General features: G+C 51.9%; 12 protein-coding genes and 1 rRNA gene. 6 read left to right on the top strand and 7 right to left on the bottom strand.

The window, feature by feature from the left end:
- Window positions 1–75 (top strand): 5S ribosomal RNA (gene rrf, locus FJM65_RS21805); the annotation flags it as partial.
- A 132-nt stretch (window positions 76–207) separates the two neighbouring features.
- Here rrf and aspA read toward each other — a convergent pair.
- The 6 genes from aspA to FJM65_RS08310 all read right to left on the bottom strand — a co-directional run bounded on the left by aspA (window position 208) and on the right by FJM65_RS08310 (window position 6207).
- Window positions 208–1617 (bottom strand): aspartate ammonia-lyase, encoded by a 1410-nt coding sequence (gene aspA, locus FJM65_RS08335; protein WP_140621033.1) that lies wholly within the window; start codon window positions 1615–1617, stop codon window positions 208–210.
- A gap of 33 nt (window positions 1618–1650) precedes the next feature.
- A complete protein-coding gene (locus FJM65_RS08330; protein ID WP_140621032.1) occupies window positions 1651–2832 on the bottom strand; it encodes a ribonuclease D in 1182 nt (393 codons plus the stop codon).
- A gap of 135 nt (window positions 2833–2967) precedes the next feature.
- Window positions 2968–3204: a hypothetical protein gene (locus tag FJM65_RS08325; protein WP_140621031.1), complete on the bottom strand. Its 237-nt coding sequence runs from the start codon at window positions 3202–3204 to the stop codon at window positions 2968–2970.
- A gap of 320 nt (window positions 3205–3524) precedes the next feature.
- Window positions 3525–5255: a M28 family metallopeptidase gene (locus FJM65_RS08320; protein WP_140621030.1), complete on the bottom strand. Its 1731-nt coding sequence runs from the start codon at window positions 5253–5255 to the stop codon at window positions 3525–3527.
- Between the two features lie 74 nt (window positions 5256–5329).
- Window positions 5330–5677, bottom strand: a complete 348-nt coding sequence (locus tag FJM65_RS08315) for a very short patch repair endonuclease (RefSeq protein WP_239022879.1) — start codon at window positions 5675–5677, stop codon at window positions 5330–5332.
- Window positions 5678–5913: 236 nt separating this feature from the next.
- The gene (locus FJM65_RS08310; protein WP_140621029.1) at window positions 5914–6207 is read right to left on the bottom strand and encodes a WYL domain-containing protein; all 294 of its coding nucleotides are present in this window, start codon (window positions 6205–6207) and stop codon (window positions 5914–5916) included.
- 509 nt (window positions 6208–6716) lie between these two features.
- Here FJM65_RS08310 and FJM65_RS08305 point away from each other — a divergent pair.
- The 4 genes from FJM65_RS08305 (at window position 6717) to FJM65_RS08290 (ending at window position 13692) form a co-directional block, all read left to right on the top strand.
- Complete coding sequence (locus FJM65_RS08305; RefSeq protein WP_140621028.1) at window positions 6717–9473, top strand: 2-oxoglutarate dehydrogenase E1 component; 2757 nt, start codon at window positions 6717–6719, stop codon at window positions 9471–9473.
- Window positions 9474–9571: 98 nt separating this feature from the next.
- Window positions 9572–11122 (top strand): 2-oxoglutarate dehydrogenase complex dihydrolipoyllysine-residue succinyltransferase, encoded by a 1551-nt coding sequence (odhB, locus tag FJM65_RS08300; protein WP_140621027.1) that lies wholly within the window; start codon window positions 9572–9574, stop codon window positions 11120–11122.
- Window positions 11123–11338: 216 nt separating this feature from the next.
- Window positions 11339–12742: a dihydrolipoyl dehydrogenase gene (gene lpdA, locus FJM65_RS08295; RefSeq protein ID WP_140621026.1), complete on the top strand. Its 1404-nt coding sequence runs from the start codon at window positions 11339–11341 to the stop codon at window positions 12740–12742.
- Between the two features lie 158 nt (window positions 12743–12900).
- Window positions 12901–13692: a pentapeptide repeat-containing protein gene (locus FJM65_RS08290; RefSeq protein ID WP_140621025.1), complete on the top strand. Its 792-nt coding sequence runs from the start codon at window positions 12901–12903 to the stop codon at window positions 13690–13692.
- A gap of 59 nt (window positions 13693–13751) precedes the next feature.
- On the opposite strand, the gene FJM65_RS08285 is transcribed toward FJM65_RS08290, so the two are convergent.
- Window positions 13752–14315: a hypothetical protein gene (locus FJM65_RS08285; protein ID WP_140621024.1), complete on the bottom strand. Its 564-nt coding sequence runs from the start codon at window positions 14313–14315 to the stop codon at window positions 13752–13754.
- Between the two features lie 104 nt (window positions 14316–14419).
- Here FJM65_RS08285 and FJM65_RS08280 point away from each other — a divergent pair, with 104 nt between their 5' ends.
- On the top strand, window positions 14420–14914 hold the full coding sequence (locus FJM65_RS08280) for a GNAT family N-acetyltransferase (protein WP_140621023.1): 495 nt from the start codon (window positions 14420–14422) through the stop codon (window positions 14912–14914).
- The last annotated feature ends 309 nt before the right edge of the window (window positions 14915–15223 follow it).

The following is a 15223-nucleotide window of genomic DNA, read 5'->3' as shown; positions in this document are numbered from 1 at the left end:
TCCGAACAGAGCAGTTAAGCCCGGGCGCGCCGATGGTACTGGGGTCACACCCGGGAGAGTAGGTGGCCGCCAACCCCAACAAGAAGGGCCCCTCCCCACGCGGAACGGGGCCCTTCCCTTTTTCACACCACCCCCCACGGGAAGGAGAGAAGCCCTAGCTGTATAAGGCAGGGCTTATTTTATTTATGGCTGTAGGCTATGAAAGATTCAGCTGTTGATAAACTTCGGGTGGATCAGGTTCTCTATAGAGAAGATCTCCTCCCATTTCTCCTGTGTAATTCTTCTGCGCTCTGTTACGGTAATGTCATGAATTGATTTACCTGTTGCCAATGCTTCCTTTGCGATAGAGGCAGACTCTTCATAGCCAAGAATAGGGTTTAAAGCAGTAATTATTCCCACACTGTTCATTACCATATTAGCACATATCTCTTCATTGGCAGTAATGCCATCTACACACTTGTTCTTCAAAGTATAGCAGGCATTCTCCATAAATGTGAGGGAATTGAACAAACTATAGGCGATGACCGGCTCCATAACATTTAGCTGTAGCTGCCCTGCCTCTGCAGCCATTGTAATGGTCATATCTGCTCCTATAGTATAGTAGGCCGTTTGGTTAACTACTTCAGGAATCACAGGGTTTACTTTGCCCGGCATAATAGACGATCCTGGCTGCATCCTTGGTAAGTTTATCTCATTTATACCCGCTCTTGGCCCTGAAGAAAGAAGACGCAGATCATTACATATCTTAGAGATTTTAATGGCGGATCGCTTAAGCACACCGGAAACTTGCACATAGGCGCCCGTGTCGCAAGTAGCTTCAATTAAGTCTTCTGCCAACACAACCGGTATGCCTGTGAGTTCTCGCAGGTGCTCCGTTACTTTCGGCGGATATCCTTCTGGTGCGTTTATGGAGGTGCCAATAGCCGTAGCGCCCATATTGATCTCGCAGATCAGCATTTTAGCCTCATTCAGGCGCTGAATGTCTTCTTTTATCGTAGTTGAAAAGCCATGAAACTCTCCTCCCAACGTCATGGGCACAGCATCTTGCAACTGTGTGCGTCCCATCTTAAGCACATTCTTGAACTCTTCTCCTTTAGCTGCGAAGGACTCTTGTAACGCCTCCAGGCTTTTTACAAAGTTGTCTATCTTCCAGTACAAAGCAATGCGAAAGGCCGTGGGGTAAGCATCGTTAGTGGACTGTGAGAAATTTACATGGTTGTTTGGGTGCACAAACTGGTACTCCCCCTTTTTATGGCCAAGTATCTCCAGGGCAAGATTTGCCACCACCTCATTCACGTTCATGTTTACTGAAGTGCCTGCCCCTCCCTGAATCATATCCGTAACAAACTGGTCCAGATAATCACCGGCTATTAGTTTGTCACAGGCTTTGCAGATTGCCTCGGCTATTTCAGGGCTTAACACACCGCAGTCACGGTTGGCCATTGCGGCGGCCTTTTTAACATAGCCGAAGGCTTTTATAAAAAGAGGCTCCCGGGAGATAGGTAAGCCGGTTATATGAAAGTTGTCTAAGGCGCGGGTCGTTTGGATGCCATAGTATACCTCATTTGGAATTTCCATTTCACCCAGAAAATCGTGCTCTCTCCTGAACTCGCTCATATATTTTATTCTTTAACGTGATTGAATAAGTCGTTACTTTTTTGCCTCCGGTTGATTAGGGGCCGGTAAATCGATGCCCAAGCGCTCTGCCGTTTGCAGTAAGATGGCAGTTGCATAATTTTTGGTGCACCGGAGCTCACCGCTAATACTGTACTCATTTATCAGACTTTGGTTAATGATCAGCCGTGTGGCAAACTCCCCATACTCTTCTACAAGCTGTTTCTGCACTTGCGTGATAGCTTCTTTTCGTTGTTCTGTTTCCGGAGTGCGCGGCGGGCGCTGCCAGCGGTTTGTGGGGTAATCGTGGCTAATGTGGTTGTCTTGGGCTTTCTGCTTTGCCTCCTGCAAGGCTGTTTGCAGAAGCTTTTCATTGCGCGAGCGCTTCAGGCCGCCATGTATTCCCCGGGTGTGGTTCAGCCACTCATGCAGATCTGTGTTGGGATTGTTGGCAAGCTCTACCAGTGACTCATTAGAGATGATGAAGGAAGAAGGCTTGTTAAACTGCTGGCCCATCTGCTCCCTGAATATATAAAGCTCCTTCAGGATATACTGTTGGTAGAAATTGAGCCGGTTGGCATTGCGTAGCCTTAAATGCGGGTTTTCTGGCTCGCTGTAGGTAAGCTTCTCCAACAGTTGGTTCTCTTCCTGCAGCCAGTGCAGGCGGCCCAGGCGCTCTACCTCGTTCACTAATTTCTCTTTAACGCGGTGAAGGTACACAACATCAACGGCAGCATAGTACAGCTGCGCCTCCGTAAGCGGGCGCTTGTTCCAGTTGCTTGATTGCTGCGACTTGTCAATGTCAATGCTAAACTCCTCTTTTAGCACAGTGGCCAGCGAGGAGCGCTCATAGTTTAAAACCTTGGCAGCCACATCTGTGTCCATCACGCCTTTAATATGGCATCCCAGCTTGTCTAGCAGAAGTATGTCGTTGTTGGAGTGGTGGATTATTTTCGTGATTTCAGGGTTCTCCAGAAGCTGAAACAGGGGCTGCAGGTCCATGAGAGCAAAAGGGTCTATTATATAGCAAGTGCCTGCCTCGTCAGCGATCTGCACAAGGCACAGGTTAAAGCCGTAGGTAAAGCGGTTTTGGTCAAACTCAAGGTCCAGGGCAAGCTCTTGGCATTGGCTTAGGGTATTAATTGTCTCCTGCAGCTGCTCCTGCTCCTCTACCAGCCTAATCTTTACGCCATCCAGCGTGAGCGTTGTATTTTCCATTCCTAAATATAAAAGGATTACTGCAGATTAGGTTTCAGAAACCCTCTTTTTATACCGCATCATACTTTTGCGGCAGGCATAAAAAAAGTCCCCGCTTCAAAAGCAGGGACTTTCTATAGATCATTTAACGATAATTTATTCCATCGGTGGCTGCTCTTCTTCAATCTCGTCAGCCACGCCATCGTTCACAGTAGTGTCTTCTACCATAATGGTGGTGTCCTCATCCATATCCATGTCTGCGTCCATTTCAGTGCCTACCTCATCAGTAGTTTCCACAGACTCAGACTCAGTAGTTGTATTGTTATCGGTGCCGCAAGCCGTAAAAGCAAAAGCTGCGAAAGCGGCAAAGGCAAATTTCCAAATCTTTTTCATAATCATATAAACTTTGATTTTGTACTTATTTATACGATACTAAAGCAGAAGTAACCCTATTGACCGTAAATTGTAGTCCATTTTAAAGTAAACAGCATAATAATGAGGGTAAGGGTATGTAATGGAGGTGTAAATGAAAAGTATAACAAGAGGCTGATGAAGGTGAAAGTATGACTTTTCCGGTTTTGGGTTTTTATTTACAAGGTGATGAACAGGCAAATTATTATATAGATAGGTTGAAAATAAGCAAAGCGATCACATAACTGCAACCGCTTTGCTTGTTCAAGTTAAAAAGTATGACTACTGATTATAAAGTATGATTACTGAACAGACGCCGCCTTCAAACTGGCCTCTCGCTTAGCTTTAAACTCTGTGCCTTCTTTCCACTCTGGATATTCAGTTGAGTTTGCCACGCGATAACCTACCCTGAAGAACAGCTGCAGGTCCTCGATTGCGCCTTGCAGGTTCCAGTCGTCGCGAACTTCGTCGGTTAGGCTATGGTAGTCGTTGGCCGTGTAGCGCTCGTTCCATTTCTGCACGTAGTCAGCAGGCTGGTTGCGGGCTACCACCCCCGACTCGGCATAAAGTGCCGGCACCCCTTGCTTGGCAAACTCAAAGTGGTCGGAGCGGTAGAAAGAGCCAACCTCTGGCGTAGCTTCCGGCACAATATGGCGGCCCTGCGACTTTGCCTCCTGTGCCAGCACATCCTCAAGCGTGGAGTTTCCGTAGCCTACCACCACTATATCCTCCGTTGGGCCATAGGCGTTCAGTACATCCATGTTTACTACGGCTACTGTTTTGGCGAGCGGGTAAAGCGGGCGGCTGGCGTAATACTTAGAGCCCAGCAGACCTTTTTCTTCGGCAGTTACTGCCAAGAAAAGGATGGAGCGCTTCGGCTTCTTTTCGAGCTTGGTAAAGGCTTTGGCAATTTCCAGGAGACCGGCTGTGCCACTGGCATTATCCAGCGCGCCGTTGTATACCTGGTCGCCCTGCAGCGTGGTGTCTTTGCCCAGGTGGTCCCAATGGGCAGTGTAGATTACATACTCGTCTTTTAGCTTTTCATCCGAGCCTTCCAGCTTTGCCACCACATTCTGCGACTGCACTTCGCGCAGCTGGTTTTTAATGTTAAAGCTGGCGCTTGCCTTCAAGGGCACAGGTTGGAAGTCTTTTTTGCGTGCGGCTTCCTTCAGCTCATCAAAGCTGCGGCCAACGGCTGTAAATATCTCCCGGGCCTTTGGTTCTGTTATCCAGGCATCCACCTTTGCGCGGCTCATGTTTTTATCCGGGGTGATGATCTCAAAACCCTCGCGGCTGTGGCTGCCCGAAATCACCTCGTAGGGATAGCCTGCCGGGCCTGTCTCGTGTATGATGATGGCTGCGGCGGCACCCTTCTCGGCGGCAATTTCATACTTGTAGGTCCAGCGGCCATAGTAGGTCATGGCTTTCCCCCCGAACATGGTGCTGTCCAGTTGGTCCGGGTGCTGCGGGTCGGCCACAGGAGGGTCGTTGACCAGCATTACGATCGTTTTGCCTTTCACATCCAGCCCTTTGTAGTCATCCCAGCCATACTCCGGTGCCACCACACCATAACCCACGAATACCATGTCAGAGTTGCTGACCTCCACTTCAGGAACATAGCGGCGGGTAAGCGCCACATAATCCTCCGGGAAGTTCAGGTTTATACTTTTGCCGTTGGCTTTAATAGTAGCCGTTGGGGAGGGGGTGTAGCCAAACATAGGCACTTTCTGCACGTAGCTGCCGTCGGGGTTGCCTGGCTGTAGGCCCAGTGCCTTAAACTCGCGGGTCAGGAAAGCCACAGTCGAGTCCTCGCCGGGAGAGGCCGGTGCACGTCCTTCAAACTCATCGGAGGCAAGGGTAGTTGTGTAGGCCAGCAGCTCTTCTGCCGAGATGCTTTGTAGCGCTGGTTGCAGGGCGGTGCTATCAGCGGCGGCGCTTGAGGCTTCATCTTCCTCGTTTACTTTGCGGGAGCTTTCGTTGCAGCCCATGGCCACCAGGCTAAGGAAGGCAAGCAGCGGGAGGTATTTCTTCATAGATCCGTGTATAGTTTTTAGTGTATACCCTCAAGATACGTAAAAATCCATACTTTGCCTCAACCGGTTCATGCTTAGGCGGCTACCTGCCAGCTTTCCGGCACGCCGCGGTGCAGCTCTCGTACAAGGGTCACCGTGCTGTCCAGCCCGTGCTTTAGCTGGCATTCCCACACCACCAGGCGCTGCGAACCGGCTTCGCGATACATGTGTTTATACTTTGCATCACGGGCAGTGTTACGGGTAAACTTCTGTTGCCAGAACGCTGCGTTTGTCTTAGGGAAGGAGGGGCGGCAGTAGGGGCACCTGTGCCAGAAACAGCCATGCACGAACACGGCCAGGCGGCGGGAGGGGTAGCAGATATCAGGCTTGCCGCGGGGGCTTTGGGCCAGTGCACGCGGTAGCCACGAAGCCCGGCTTGCCACAGCGCGCGCCGTAACCTTAGCTCAGGCTTCGTGTTCTTGGATTTGTTGCCACGCATGTACCGGCTTATCTTTTCCTGCGCTGTTAGGGGCGGGGAAAACAGCCTTTTATACTTTTTACTTTTTGCCACTAGTATACTTGCTGCTTTGCAGAAGTACAACACCAAGCCCTGCAGTATGGATTAATCAGTTGCAGGCTGTCTTCATAGCTCGGAGAGGCAGGCGCGTTAAACTTGTTTTCAGATACGGTAGTACACGCGGGTCATTGTGCTGTCGTAGGGGTCGTAGCCGGGGCGCTTTTTGCAGAATCTTTCTTCCAGGATACTGGTTCCCTTCATTTGGCTTAGGGGGTAGCGGTGCCAGTTCTGCTTTGGGTTTCCGTCCTTTCGCCAAGCTAGCAGGCAGTCCTGGTGCTGCTGGTCTTGCCCCAGTAAATGCGGCTCAACCGTGTGTCGCTCCCCCTCATACTTAAAGCTTACCAGGAGCCTTGCCCCGATCGCTTTGGATAGTTCTTCCAGCAGTTGGCTATACATCGTTAAAAGATTTCGGATGGTCCATGTATAAGTGTTGCTGCAACACCTTGGCCTTCCTGGCCTTTGTAGCTTTTAAGTAAACTACTTCCCACGCTATAAATGTAGTTTACATTTAATAGTATTAACAGGAAATGTATAGTTGCAGAGTAACTATGAAAAAAACCACATTTGTTTAAACATTAAAGCGGCGTTAGCTTAAGGGGGCCTAAAAATAAAGAAGAAGATAGAATAAGCAAAGCTGCCGTGCCAATAATAAATCCAAGGAAGCCATACATACTCCGGAGCTGATAAAGCATAATTTAAGGTAAATCGCCTGGCAAACCGGAAGCAAACAAACGTTACAGTTGTTGTTAGCTAAAGGCGTATGGTAACCGAAACAAAAGTAAACAGGTATGTTAAGGAGGGCTTTTGTATTGATTTATAGCTGTATTTGCTAATGCGAATATAAGTAATTTGATTTTTCAATAATACCTCTAACTTTGCCATTATCACATGCAGTAATTTACACTATGGATAAATATACCTACATCGCCAACGCGCATGGCGATTATATCGATGGGCTGTACAAGGCTTATCAGCAGGATCCGGAGTCGGTGGATGCCGGATGGCGCAAGTTTTTTGAAGGCTTTGAGTTTGCCACTGCCTATGGCGAGAACGGCCACGAAACAGCAGAGGGCGCAGTAGCCGCCCCAGCCAAAGGCACCGTAGCAGCCGGCGAGTCTGAGAAAGAAGTGGCGGTGCGTAACCTGATACATGCCTACCGTACCCGCGGCCACCTGCGCTCCCATACCAACCCGGTGCGCACGCGCAAAGACCGCAAGGCAAGGCTGGATTTGGCAGATTTCGGTTTAACGGATGCCGACCTGGATACTGTTTTCCAGGTAGGTGAGATCATCGGCATCGGGCCGGCCACGCTGCGCGACATCGAGGCGGCGCTGAAAAAGATCTATGAAGGCGCGATCGGCTTTGAGTATATGTACATCCGCGACCCGGAAGTGCTGGAGTGGTTCAAGCAGAAGATCGAAAGAGAGTCGCTGAACTTTAACCCGGGCATCGAGTTTAAAAAGCGTATCCTGTCTAAGCTAAACGAGGCGGTGGTGTTTGAGAACTTCCTGCACACGAAGTTCCTGGGCCAGAAACGCTTCTCGCTGGAAGGCGGCGAAACAACTATACCTGCCCTGGATGCCATCATCGACAAAGGCTCTGAGCTTGGCGTAGAGGAAGTGGTGATAGGTATGGCACACCGTGGCCGCCTGAACGTGCTGGCCAACATCATGGGCAAAACCTATGAGCAGATCTTCTCTGAGTTTGAAGGCACTGCCGTACCAGACCTGACCATGGGCGACGGTGACGTGAAGTACCACATGGGCTATTCTGCTGAGGTGGTAACGCCATCAGGCAAAAAAGTGAACCTGAAACTGGCCCCGAACCCATCGCACCTGGAGGCGGTGAACCCGGTGGTGGAAGGTTTTGTGCGTGCCAAAATAGACTGCATGTATAGCAAAGATCCGGACAAGGTGTTGCCTATACTTATCCACGGCGACGCTGCCGTGGCAGGCCAGGGCATAGTATACGAAGTAACGCAGATGGCTAACCTGGATGGCTACAACACAGGCGGCACCATCCACTTTGTGATCAACAACCAGGTAGGCTTTACCACAGATTTCGAGGACGCGCGCTCATCTATCTACAGCACCGATGTTGCCAAGGTAATTGATGCGCCGGTGATGCACGTGAACGGCGATGACCCGGAGGCGGTAGTGTTTGCCATGCGCATGGCCATGGAATACCGTCAGCGCTACAACAACGATATCTTTATCGACATGGTGTGCTACCGCCGCCATGGGCACAACGAGTCCGACGAGCCCAAGTTTACGCAGCCGCAGCTGTACAACATCATCTCGAAGCACCCTAACCCGCGCGAAGTATACAACAAGCAACTGATCACGCGCGGCGAGGTAGACGCTGACTTGGCGAAGAGCATGGACAAGGAGTTCCGTAAAATGCTGCAGGACCGCCTGGACATGGTGAAGCAGAAACCGCTGCCATACAACTACCAGGTGCTGGAGAAAGAGTGGCAGAGCCTGCGCCGCTCCAAGCCGGAAGACTTTAACCAGTCGCCGGAAACGGGCGTTTCTGCTGATGTGATTGAAGCAGTAGGAAAAGCACTGACCACCCTGCCGCAGGGCTTTAAGCCGCTGAAGCAGATCGAGAAGCTGCTAAAGGAGCGCAAGGAGATGTTCTTCGAGACGAAGCAGCTGAACTGGGCTGCCGGTGAGCTGCTGGCCTACGGCTCTGTGCTGCTGGATGGCCGAGTAGTGCGTTTCTCTGGCCAGGATGTGCAGCGCGGTACGTTCTCGCATCGCCACGCCGTGTTGCACGATGCCGTAACCAGCGCACCGTACAACAGCCTGAACCACATGAACGAGAAGCAGGCTTCTTTTGAAATCTATAACTCACTGCTGTCGGAGTATGGCGTGCTGGGCTTTGAGTTCGGCTATGCCATGGCCAACCCGAATGCGCTGGTAATCTGGGAAGCCCAGTTCGGTGACTTCGCCAACGGTGCCCAGGTGATGATAGATCAGTTCATCTCTTCAACAGAGTCTAAGTGGCAGCGTATGAACGGGTTGGTGATGCTGTTGCCGCACGGCTACGAAGGCCAGGGACCGGAGCACTCCAATGCCCGCCCTGAGCGCTTCCTGCAGCTGGCAGCCGAAAACAATATGTTCGTGACCTTCATCACCACGCCTGCCAACCTGTTCCACTTCATGCGCCGTCAGCTGGCACTGCCGTTCCGCAAGCCAGCCGTGAACATGTCGCCTAAGTCGCTGCTGCGCCACCCAGCTGTAGTTTCTCCTGTAGAGGACTTCACGTCGGGCAGCTTTAAAGAAGTGATCGGCGATGCTTATGCGGCGGCTAAGTCGGTGAAGAAGGTGCTGCTGTGCTCTGGCAAAGTATACTTTGATTTACTGGAGGAGCAGCAGAAGAACAAGCGCAAGGACGTTGCCATTATCCGTATGGAGCAGCTGGCGCCGTTCCCGAAAGTGCAACTGGAGGCTGAGCTGAGCAAGTATAAAAACGCGCAAGTATACTGGGTGCAGGAAGAGCCGGAAAACATGGGTGCCTGGACGTACATCCTGCGCATTATGCGAAACAGCATTGCGGATGTGGTAGCGCGTAAAGCCAGTGCCTCGCCGGCAACGGGCTACCTGAAGGTGCACGCCAAAGAGCAGCAGGAGCTGGTAGACAAAGCGTTTGCTATTTAAGGAGCGATGAGTGATGATGCATAATTAATGAAGGTATTTTCGTCATTACTCATTTTTGATTCGTAATTTTTAAATCGTAATTCCTAATTGAATAAAATATGAGCTTAGAAGTTAAAGTGCCTGCCGTAGGTGAGTCGATCACTGAGGTAACCATAGCCCAGTGGCTTAAGAAAGACGGCGACCGAGTGGAGATGGACGAGGTGATAGCAGAGTTGGAGTCTGACAAGGCCACCTTTGAACTGCCAGCCGAAGCCGCAGGCATTTTACGCATTGTAGCGCAGGAAGGCGACACTGTGGATGTAGGCGCCGTTATCTGTAAAATAGACCAGGATGGCGCTGCGGCATCTGCTCCGTCGGCACCAGCTGCAGAGGCGGCTCCTGCCGCACCAGCGCCTGCTACTGCCGCCGGTGCCGGTGAGGCAGTAGAAATGAAAGTGCCCACTGTAGGCGAATCCATTACGGAAGTAACCATTGCCAGCTGGCTGAAAAAAGACGGTGACCAGGTGGAGATGGACGAAGTGATTGCCGAACTGGAGTCTGATAAGGCGACGTTTGAGCTGCCGGCAGAGGCGGCGGGTACGCTGGAGATTGTTGCCCAGGAAGGCGATACCGTAGAGATAGGCGGCTTGCTTTGCCGTATTGTGCCGGGTGCCGGTGCTACTAAGGCCAATGCCCAGGCCAATGCCAAGCAGGAGGCCGCCAACCAGGCGGTTGCCGCTAAGCCAGCAGCTGCGGCTCCATCAGGCGCCCAGACGTACGCTTCAGGCACACCGTCTCCGGCTGCCGGAAAAATCCTGGCCGAAAAAGGCATAAACGCTTCTGATGTACAGGGCACGGGCCGCGACGGCCGCATCACAAAAGAAGATGCACAGAACGCGCAGGCGAAACCGGCCGCACAGCCAGCTGCCGCTCCGGCTGCCAAGCAAGAGGCTGCTGCCCCTGCCGGCGACCGCAACCAGCGCCGCGAGAAAATGAGCTCGCTGCGCAAAACGGTTGCCCGCCGCCTGGTGCAGGTGAAAAACGAAACGGCTATGCTCACTACCTTCAACGAGGTAGACATGAAGCCGATCATGGACATCCGCGCCAAGTATAAAGAGAAGTTCAAGGAGGTGCACGAGGTAGGTCTGGGCTTTATGTCCTTCTTTACGAAAGCTTGTACCGTTGCCCTGAAGGAGTGGCCGGCAGTAAACGCGCAGATCGACGGCAATGACATGGTCTTTAATGACTTTGTGGATGTATCCATCGCTGTTTCTTCTCCAAAAGGCCTGGTGGTGCCGGTAATCCGCAACGCAGAGCAGCTGACGCTGGACGGCATCGAGAAAGAAGTGATCCGTCTGGCGAAGAAAGCGCGTGACGGTAAACTCTCTATCGAGGAAATGACAGGCGGTACCTTCACCATCACCAACGGTGGCGTGTTCGGTTCTATGATGTCTACCCCGATCATCAATGCGCCGCAGTCGGCCATACTTGGTATGCACAACATCGTGCAGCGCCCGGTAGCTGTAAACGGACAAGTGGAGATTCGCCCGATGATGTACCTGGCCCTGTCTTACGACCACCGCATCATCGACGGCCGCGAGTCGGTAAGCTTCCTGGTTCGCGTGAAAGAGCTGCTGGAAGACCCGATGAGACTGCTGTTAGGCGTGTAATTTATTGAGATAGAAAAGGAGGGGTAAGCGAAGAAGTTTGCTCCTCCTTTTTTTGATCTAAGTAAGTATTAATTGACCCACCCCTAACCCCTCCGAGGAGGGGGAATTGGATACTGCAGAAGAATCCCCTCTTGGGAGGGGTTAGGGGTGGGTTGAGCATTAGTAGAGAAATCAAATACAAAAACGAGAGCATAGCTTTCCTCAAAATATAGAAAAATGAAATACGATGTTACCGTAATCGGTTCTGGCCCTGGGGGCTATGTGGCAGCGATCCGTTGCGCACAGCTGGGCCTGAAAACCGCGATCATAGAAAAGTATAACGTGCTGGGCGGCACCTGCCTGAACGTAGGCTGTATACCTTCAAAAGCGCTACTGGATTCATCAGAGCATTATCATAATGCGGCGCACAGCTTTAAAACGCACGGTATTGAGCTGGAGAACCTGCAGGTGAACATGGAGCAGATGATCAAGCGCAAAGGCGAGGTAGTGAAGTCGAACAACGACGGCATTGCTTTCCTGATGAAGAAGAACAAGATTGATACCTACTATGGCCTGGGCTCCTTCGTGAACAAAAACACGATCAAGATCACAGACGCAGAAGGCAAAGAGCAGCAGATCGAAACGGATAAGACCATCATCGCGACAGGTTCTAAGCCAACAGCCCTGCCGTTCCTGCCCATCGACAAGAAACGCATCATTACCTCAACAGAAGCCTTAACGCTGACAGAGGTTCCTAAGAACCTGATCGTGATCGGGGGCGGCGTGATTGGCCTGGAGCTGGGCTCTGTATATGCCCGCCTGGGCGCGAAGGTGCAGGTAATTGAGTACATGGATGCCATTATCCCGACGATGGACCGTGGGCTTGGAAAAGAACTGCAGCGTGTGCTAAAGAAAACGCTTGGCTTTGAGTTCTTCTTCAACCACAAAGTAACCGGCGCTACCAACGAGGGCGAAGTTGTAAAAGTAACCGCTGAGAACCCGAAAGGCGAAACGGTAATGTTTGAAGGCGACTATGTGCTGGTATCGGTAGGCCGCAAACCGTATACCGAAGGCCTGGGACTGGAGAATGCCGGCGTGCAGATGGGCGAGCGCGGCATGATTGCCGTAAACGACCACCTGGAGACCAACGTACCGGGCATCTACGCCATTGGTGACGTGGTGCGAGGCGCCATGCTGGCCCACAAAGCCGAGGAAGAGGGCGTGCTGGTGGCAGAGCAACTGGTTGGCCAGAAGCCGCACATCAACTATAACCTGATACCTGGGGTAGTATATACCTGGCCGGAAGTGGCGGGCGTAGGCTTTACCGAGGAGCAGCTGAAAGAGCAGGGACGCGCCTACAAGTCTGGCTCGTTCCCATTCAAAGCGTCTGGCCGTGCCAAGGCTTCCGGCGATACCGATGGCTTTGTGAAAGTGCTGGCTGACAAGGAAACAGACGAGATCCTGGGCGTGCACATGATCGGTCCGCGCATCGCCGACCTGATTGCCGAGGCGGTAACCGCCATGGAGTTCCGTGCCTCTGCCGAGGATGTGGCCCGCATGAGCCATGCGCACCCAACCTTTGCCGAAGCCATGAAAGAGGCCTGCCTGGCCGCTACGGAGAACCGCGCTATCCATATCTAAGCAAAGTATAAAGTATAAAACTGAAAAGCGCTGCCCTGCAAAGGGTGGCGCTTTTTTTGTTTTGCGGAAATTTTTCTCAAAGCCCGGGCAACCTTGGCTGCACGGGCTGCATCTTAAGGATGAAACAACGCTTGCAAAGTATAACCTTAAAATAAACTATGATGAGAAAAGTATCGCTACTACTCGTGCTGTGCATGCTGCCCCTTTTTACCTGGGCGCAAACCAAAGTAAATGCCACTGACATTATCGCCAAAATAAACCGCGGCGAGGCAGTATCTTATGAAAACGCAGAAATTGTGGGCGACCTGGACATGACGAGGCTGCAGAACATGAAACTGGCAAAAGGGGGCAACAGCAAGTATGATTCTGAGGAATACGTGAGCACCGTAACGGCGCCCATCTCGTTCATTAACTGCAAGTTTACGGGCAACGTGCTGGGCTACTTTAACCCGGACAACGGCGTGAAGATGACGAAAAGGCAGAATAAAGTATACAACACCAACTTTGAAGAAAGCGTGCTGTTTGAGAGCTGCACTTTTGAGCGGGAGACGGCCTTCAAGTACAGCCATTTTGAGGAGGAAGTGTCGTTTGTGAGCAGCCGCTTTGCAGAGGAGGCGCTGTTTAAGTATGCCGATTTTGAAGAGGACGTGAACTTCAGCAACGTGCGCTTTAACAGAGATGCGAACTTTAAGTACGTCGAGTTTCCAGAGCAGGCAAGCTTTGCCGGTGCCACTTTTATAGGAGAGGCTAATTTTAAGTATGCCAAATTTGAGCACGGCGTAAGCTTTGAGAAAGCGCTTTTTGATGGTGCCGCCAACTTTAAATACGCCAAGGCCTCCGGTAGCTTTAACGTGGCAGGCGCAAGCTTTAAGGGCGACAATGATTTTAAATATACGGAGCTGAATAACAGAAAAGTAACGCTGGCGTCGTTGCAAAGTATGCATCGCTAAACACACCGCTATACTTGTGCTGGCAGAGCCACTCCGGGCAACGGGGGCGCTGCCACCGTTTATGCCTGCCGCAGCACCAGCTCCAGCACCTTGCCCAGGCCATCATCAGAAGTGTAGCCCGGCACCGGCGACAGCCCCAGCCATTGACCGCGCACCTGGTTTAGCAGCTGCAGGTTAGCGGAGCGTTTATACTTTATACTTGCAATGGACACGGCCAGGGCAGTTTTTAGGTGGTTCGCCTTTACCCGCAGCGTGTGCAGCGCATAGCGGCCCGGGTGCAGGTGCACGTGCCGGCCTTGTTGCACGCCCCAGCGCAGGGCCCAGGCAGAGCGGTCGGAGAGGGTGCAGATGCGATAGCCCGCGGGTGCAAGAAAGCTGCGGAAGTCCTCTGGCCCCTGCACCTTCTGCTGCTGCAAGTATAAGATCACTTCTTCCGATATCTGCACAGGCGAGAGCGGCCCGATGTACAGGTCTAACTGCGAACCGCCGATCCTTCTGAAAGCCCTCATCAGCTCCTGCTCCGGCAGCAGCTGTGCCGTAGCTTGCGCAAACTCCCGGATATAGCCCAAGTGGTGCTTGAGCGGGTGGAAAAGGATCGGCTTCGGCAGCAGGTCTATGTGCATGAGGTGTTTTACGTGGTACCCGCATTCCGGATTTTATTGGCAGGCGGCTTTGTCGCAGATGTCAGCGCGGTTTTTTACCTTTGCAGTACGATAGTTAGCATACCATGGCACAGCATTACAACACACCTTCCGCAATTCAGATAGTTGATTTTAACCTATTCTACGCCCAGGCCTTCTATGACCTCAACCACGAGTGGATCTTCAAATACTTTGTGATGGAGGATGCCGATAACAAATCGCTCAGCGACCCGCAAGGCTACATCATCAACAAGGGCGGACACATTCTGATGGCGCTCTTTAACGGAGAGCCGGTAGGCACCTGTGCGCTGCTAAACGATGGAGATGGTGTGTTTGAGCTGGCAAAGATGGCGGTGGCCCCCAAGATGCAGGGTATGAAGATCGGCAAGATGCTGGGCGAGGCCATGGTAGACAGAGCCCGTCGCGTAGGTGCCCGCAAAATATACCTGGTATCGAACCGCCGCCTGCAGACTGCCCTGAACCTGTACCAGCGCCTGGAGTTTGTGGAGGTGCCCATGCCACCGAGTATTTATGAGCGGGCGGATATTAAGATGGAGTTGGAGTTGAAGGAGGAAGTTTAGGTAAATCCTTTTCTGGCGCAAGTGTCCGCCTTTATACTTTAGCCGCTGTTCTGGCGAAACGAAATAAGCTATACTTTCAAACACTGCTGTTCCGGACTTCCTAGTCCGGAACTTCTCTGCTGGGGACTTCCTAGTCCGCATATTTATACTTTGATAGCTACTGCTTCCTAAAGCTTGACACAAGCTATCCCTTCTAACTGCTGCTGACCCCTCTGGCTTTACAACCTACTCGTTTCATTTCGTACTTTCTGCCCTCCTAGGCCGGGAGGCCTCGTCCTCGGGTATCGCGCTGTGTGCCTGAAGCTGCCT

This window comes from Pontibacter mangrovi, from assembly GCF_006385705.1.
Lineage (GTDB): Bacteria > Bacteroidota > Bacteroidia > Cytophagales > Hymenobacteraceae > Pontibacter > Pontibacter mangrovi.
This window is presented reverse-complemented; position numbering and strand designations above follow the sequence as displayed.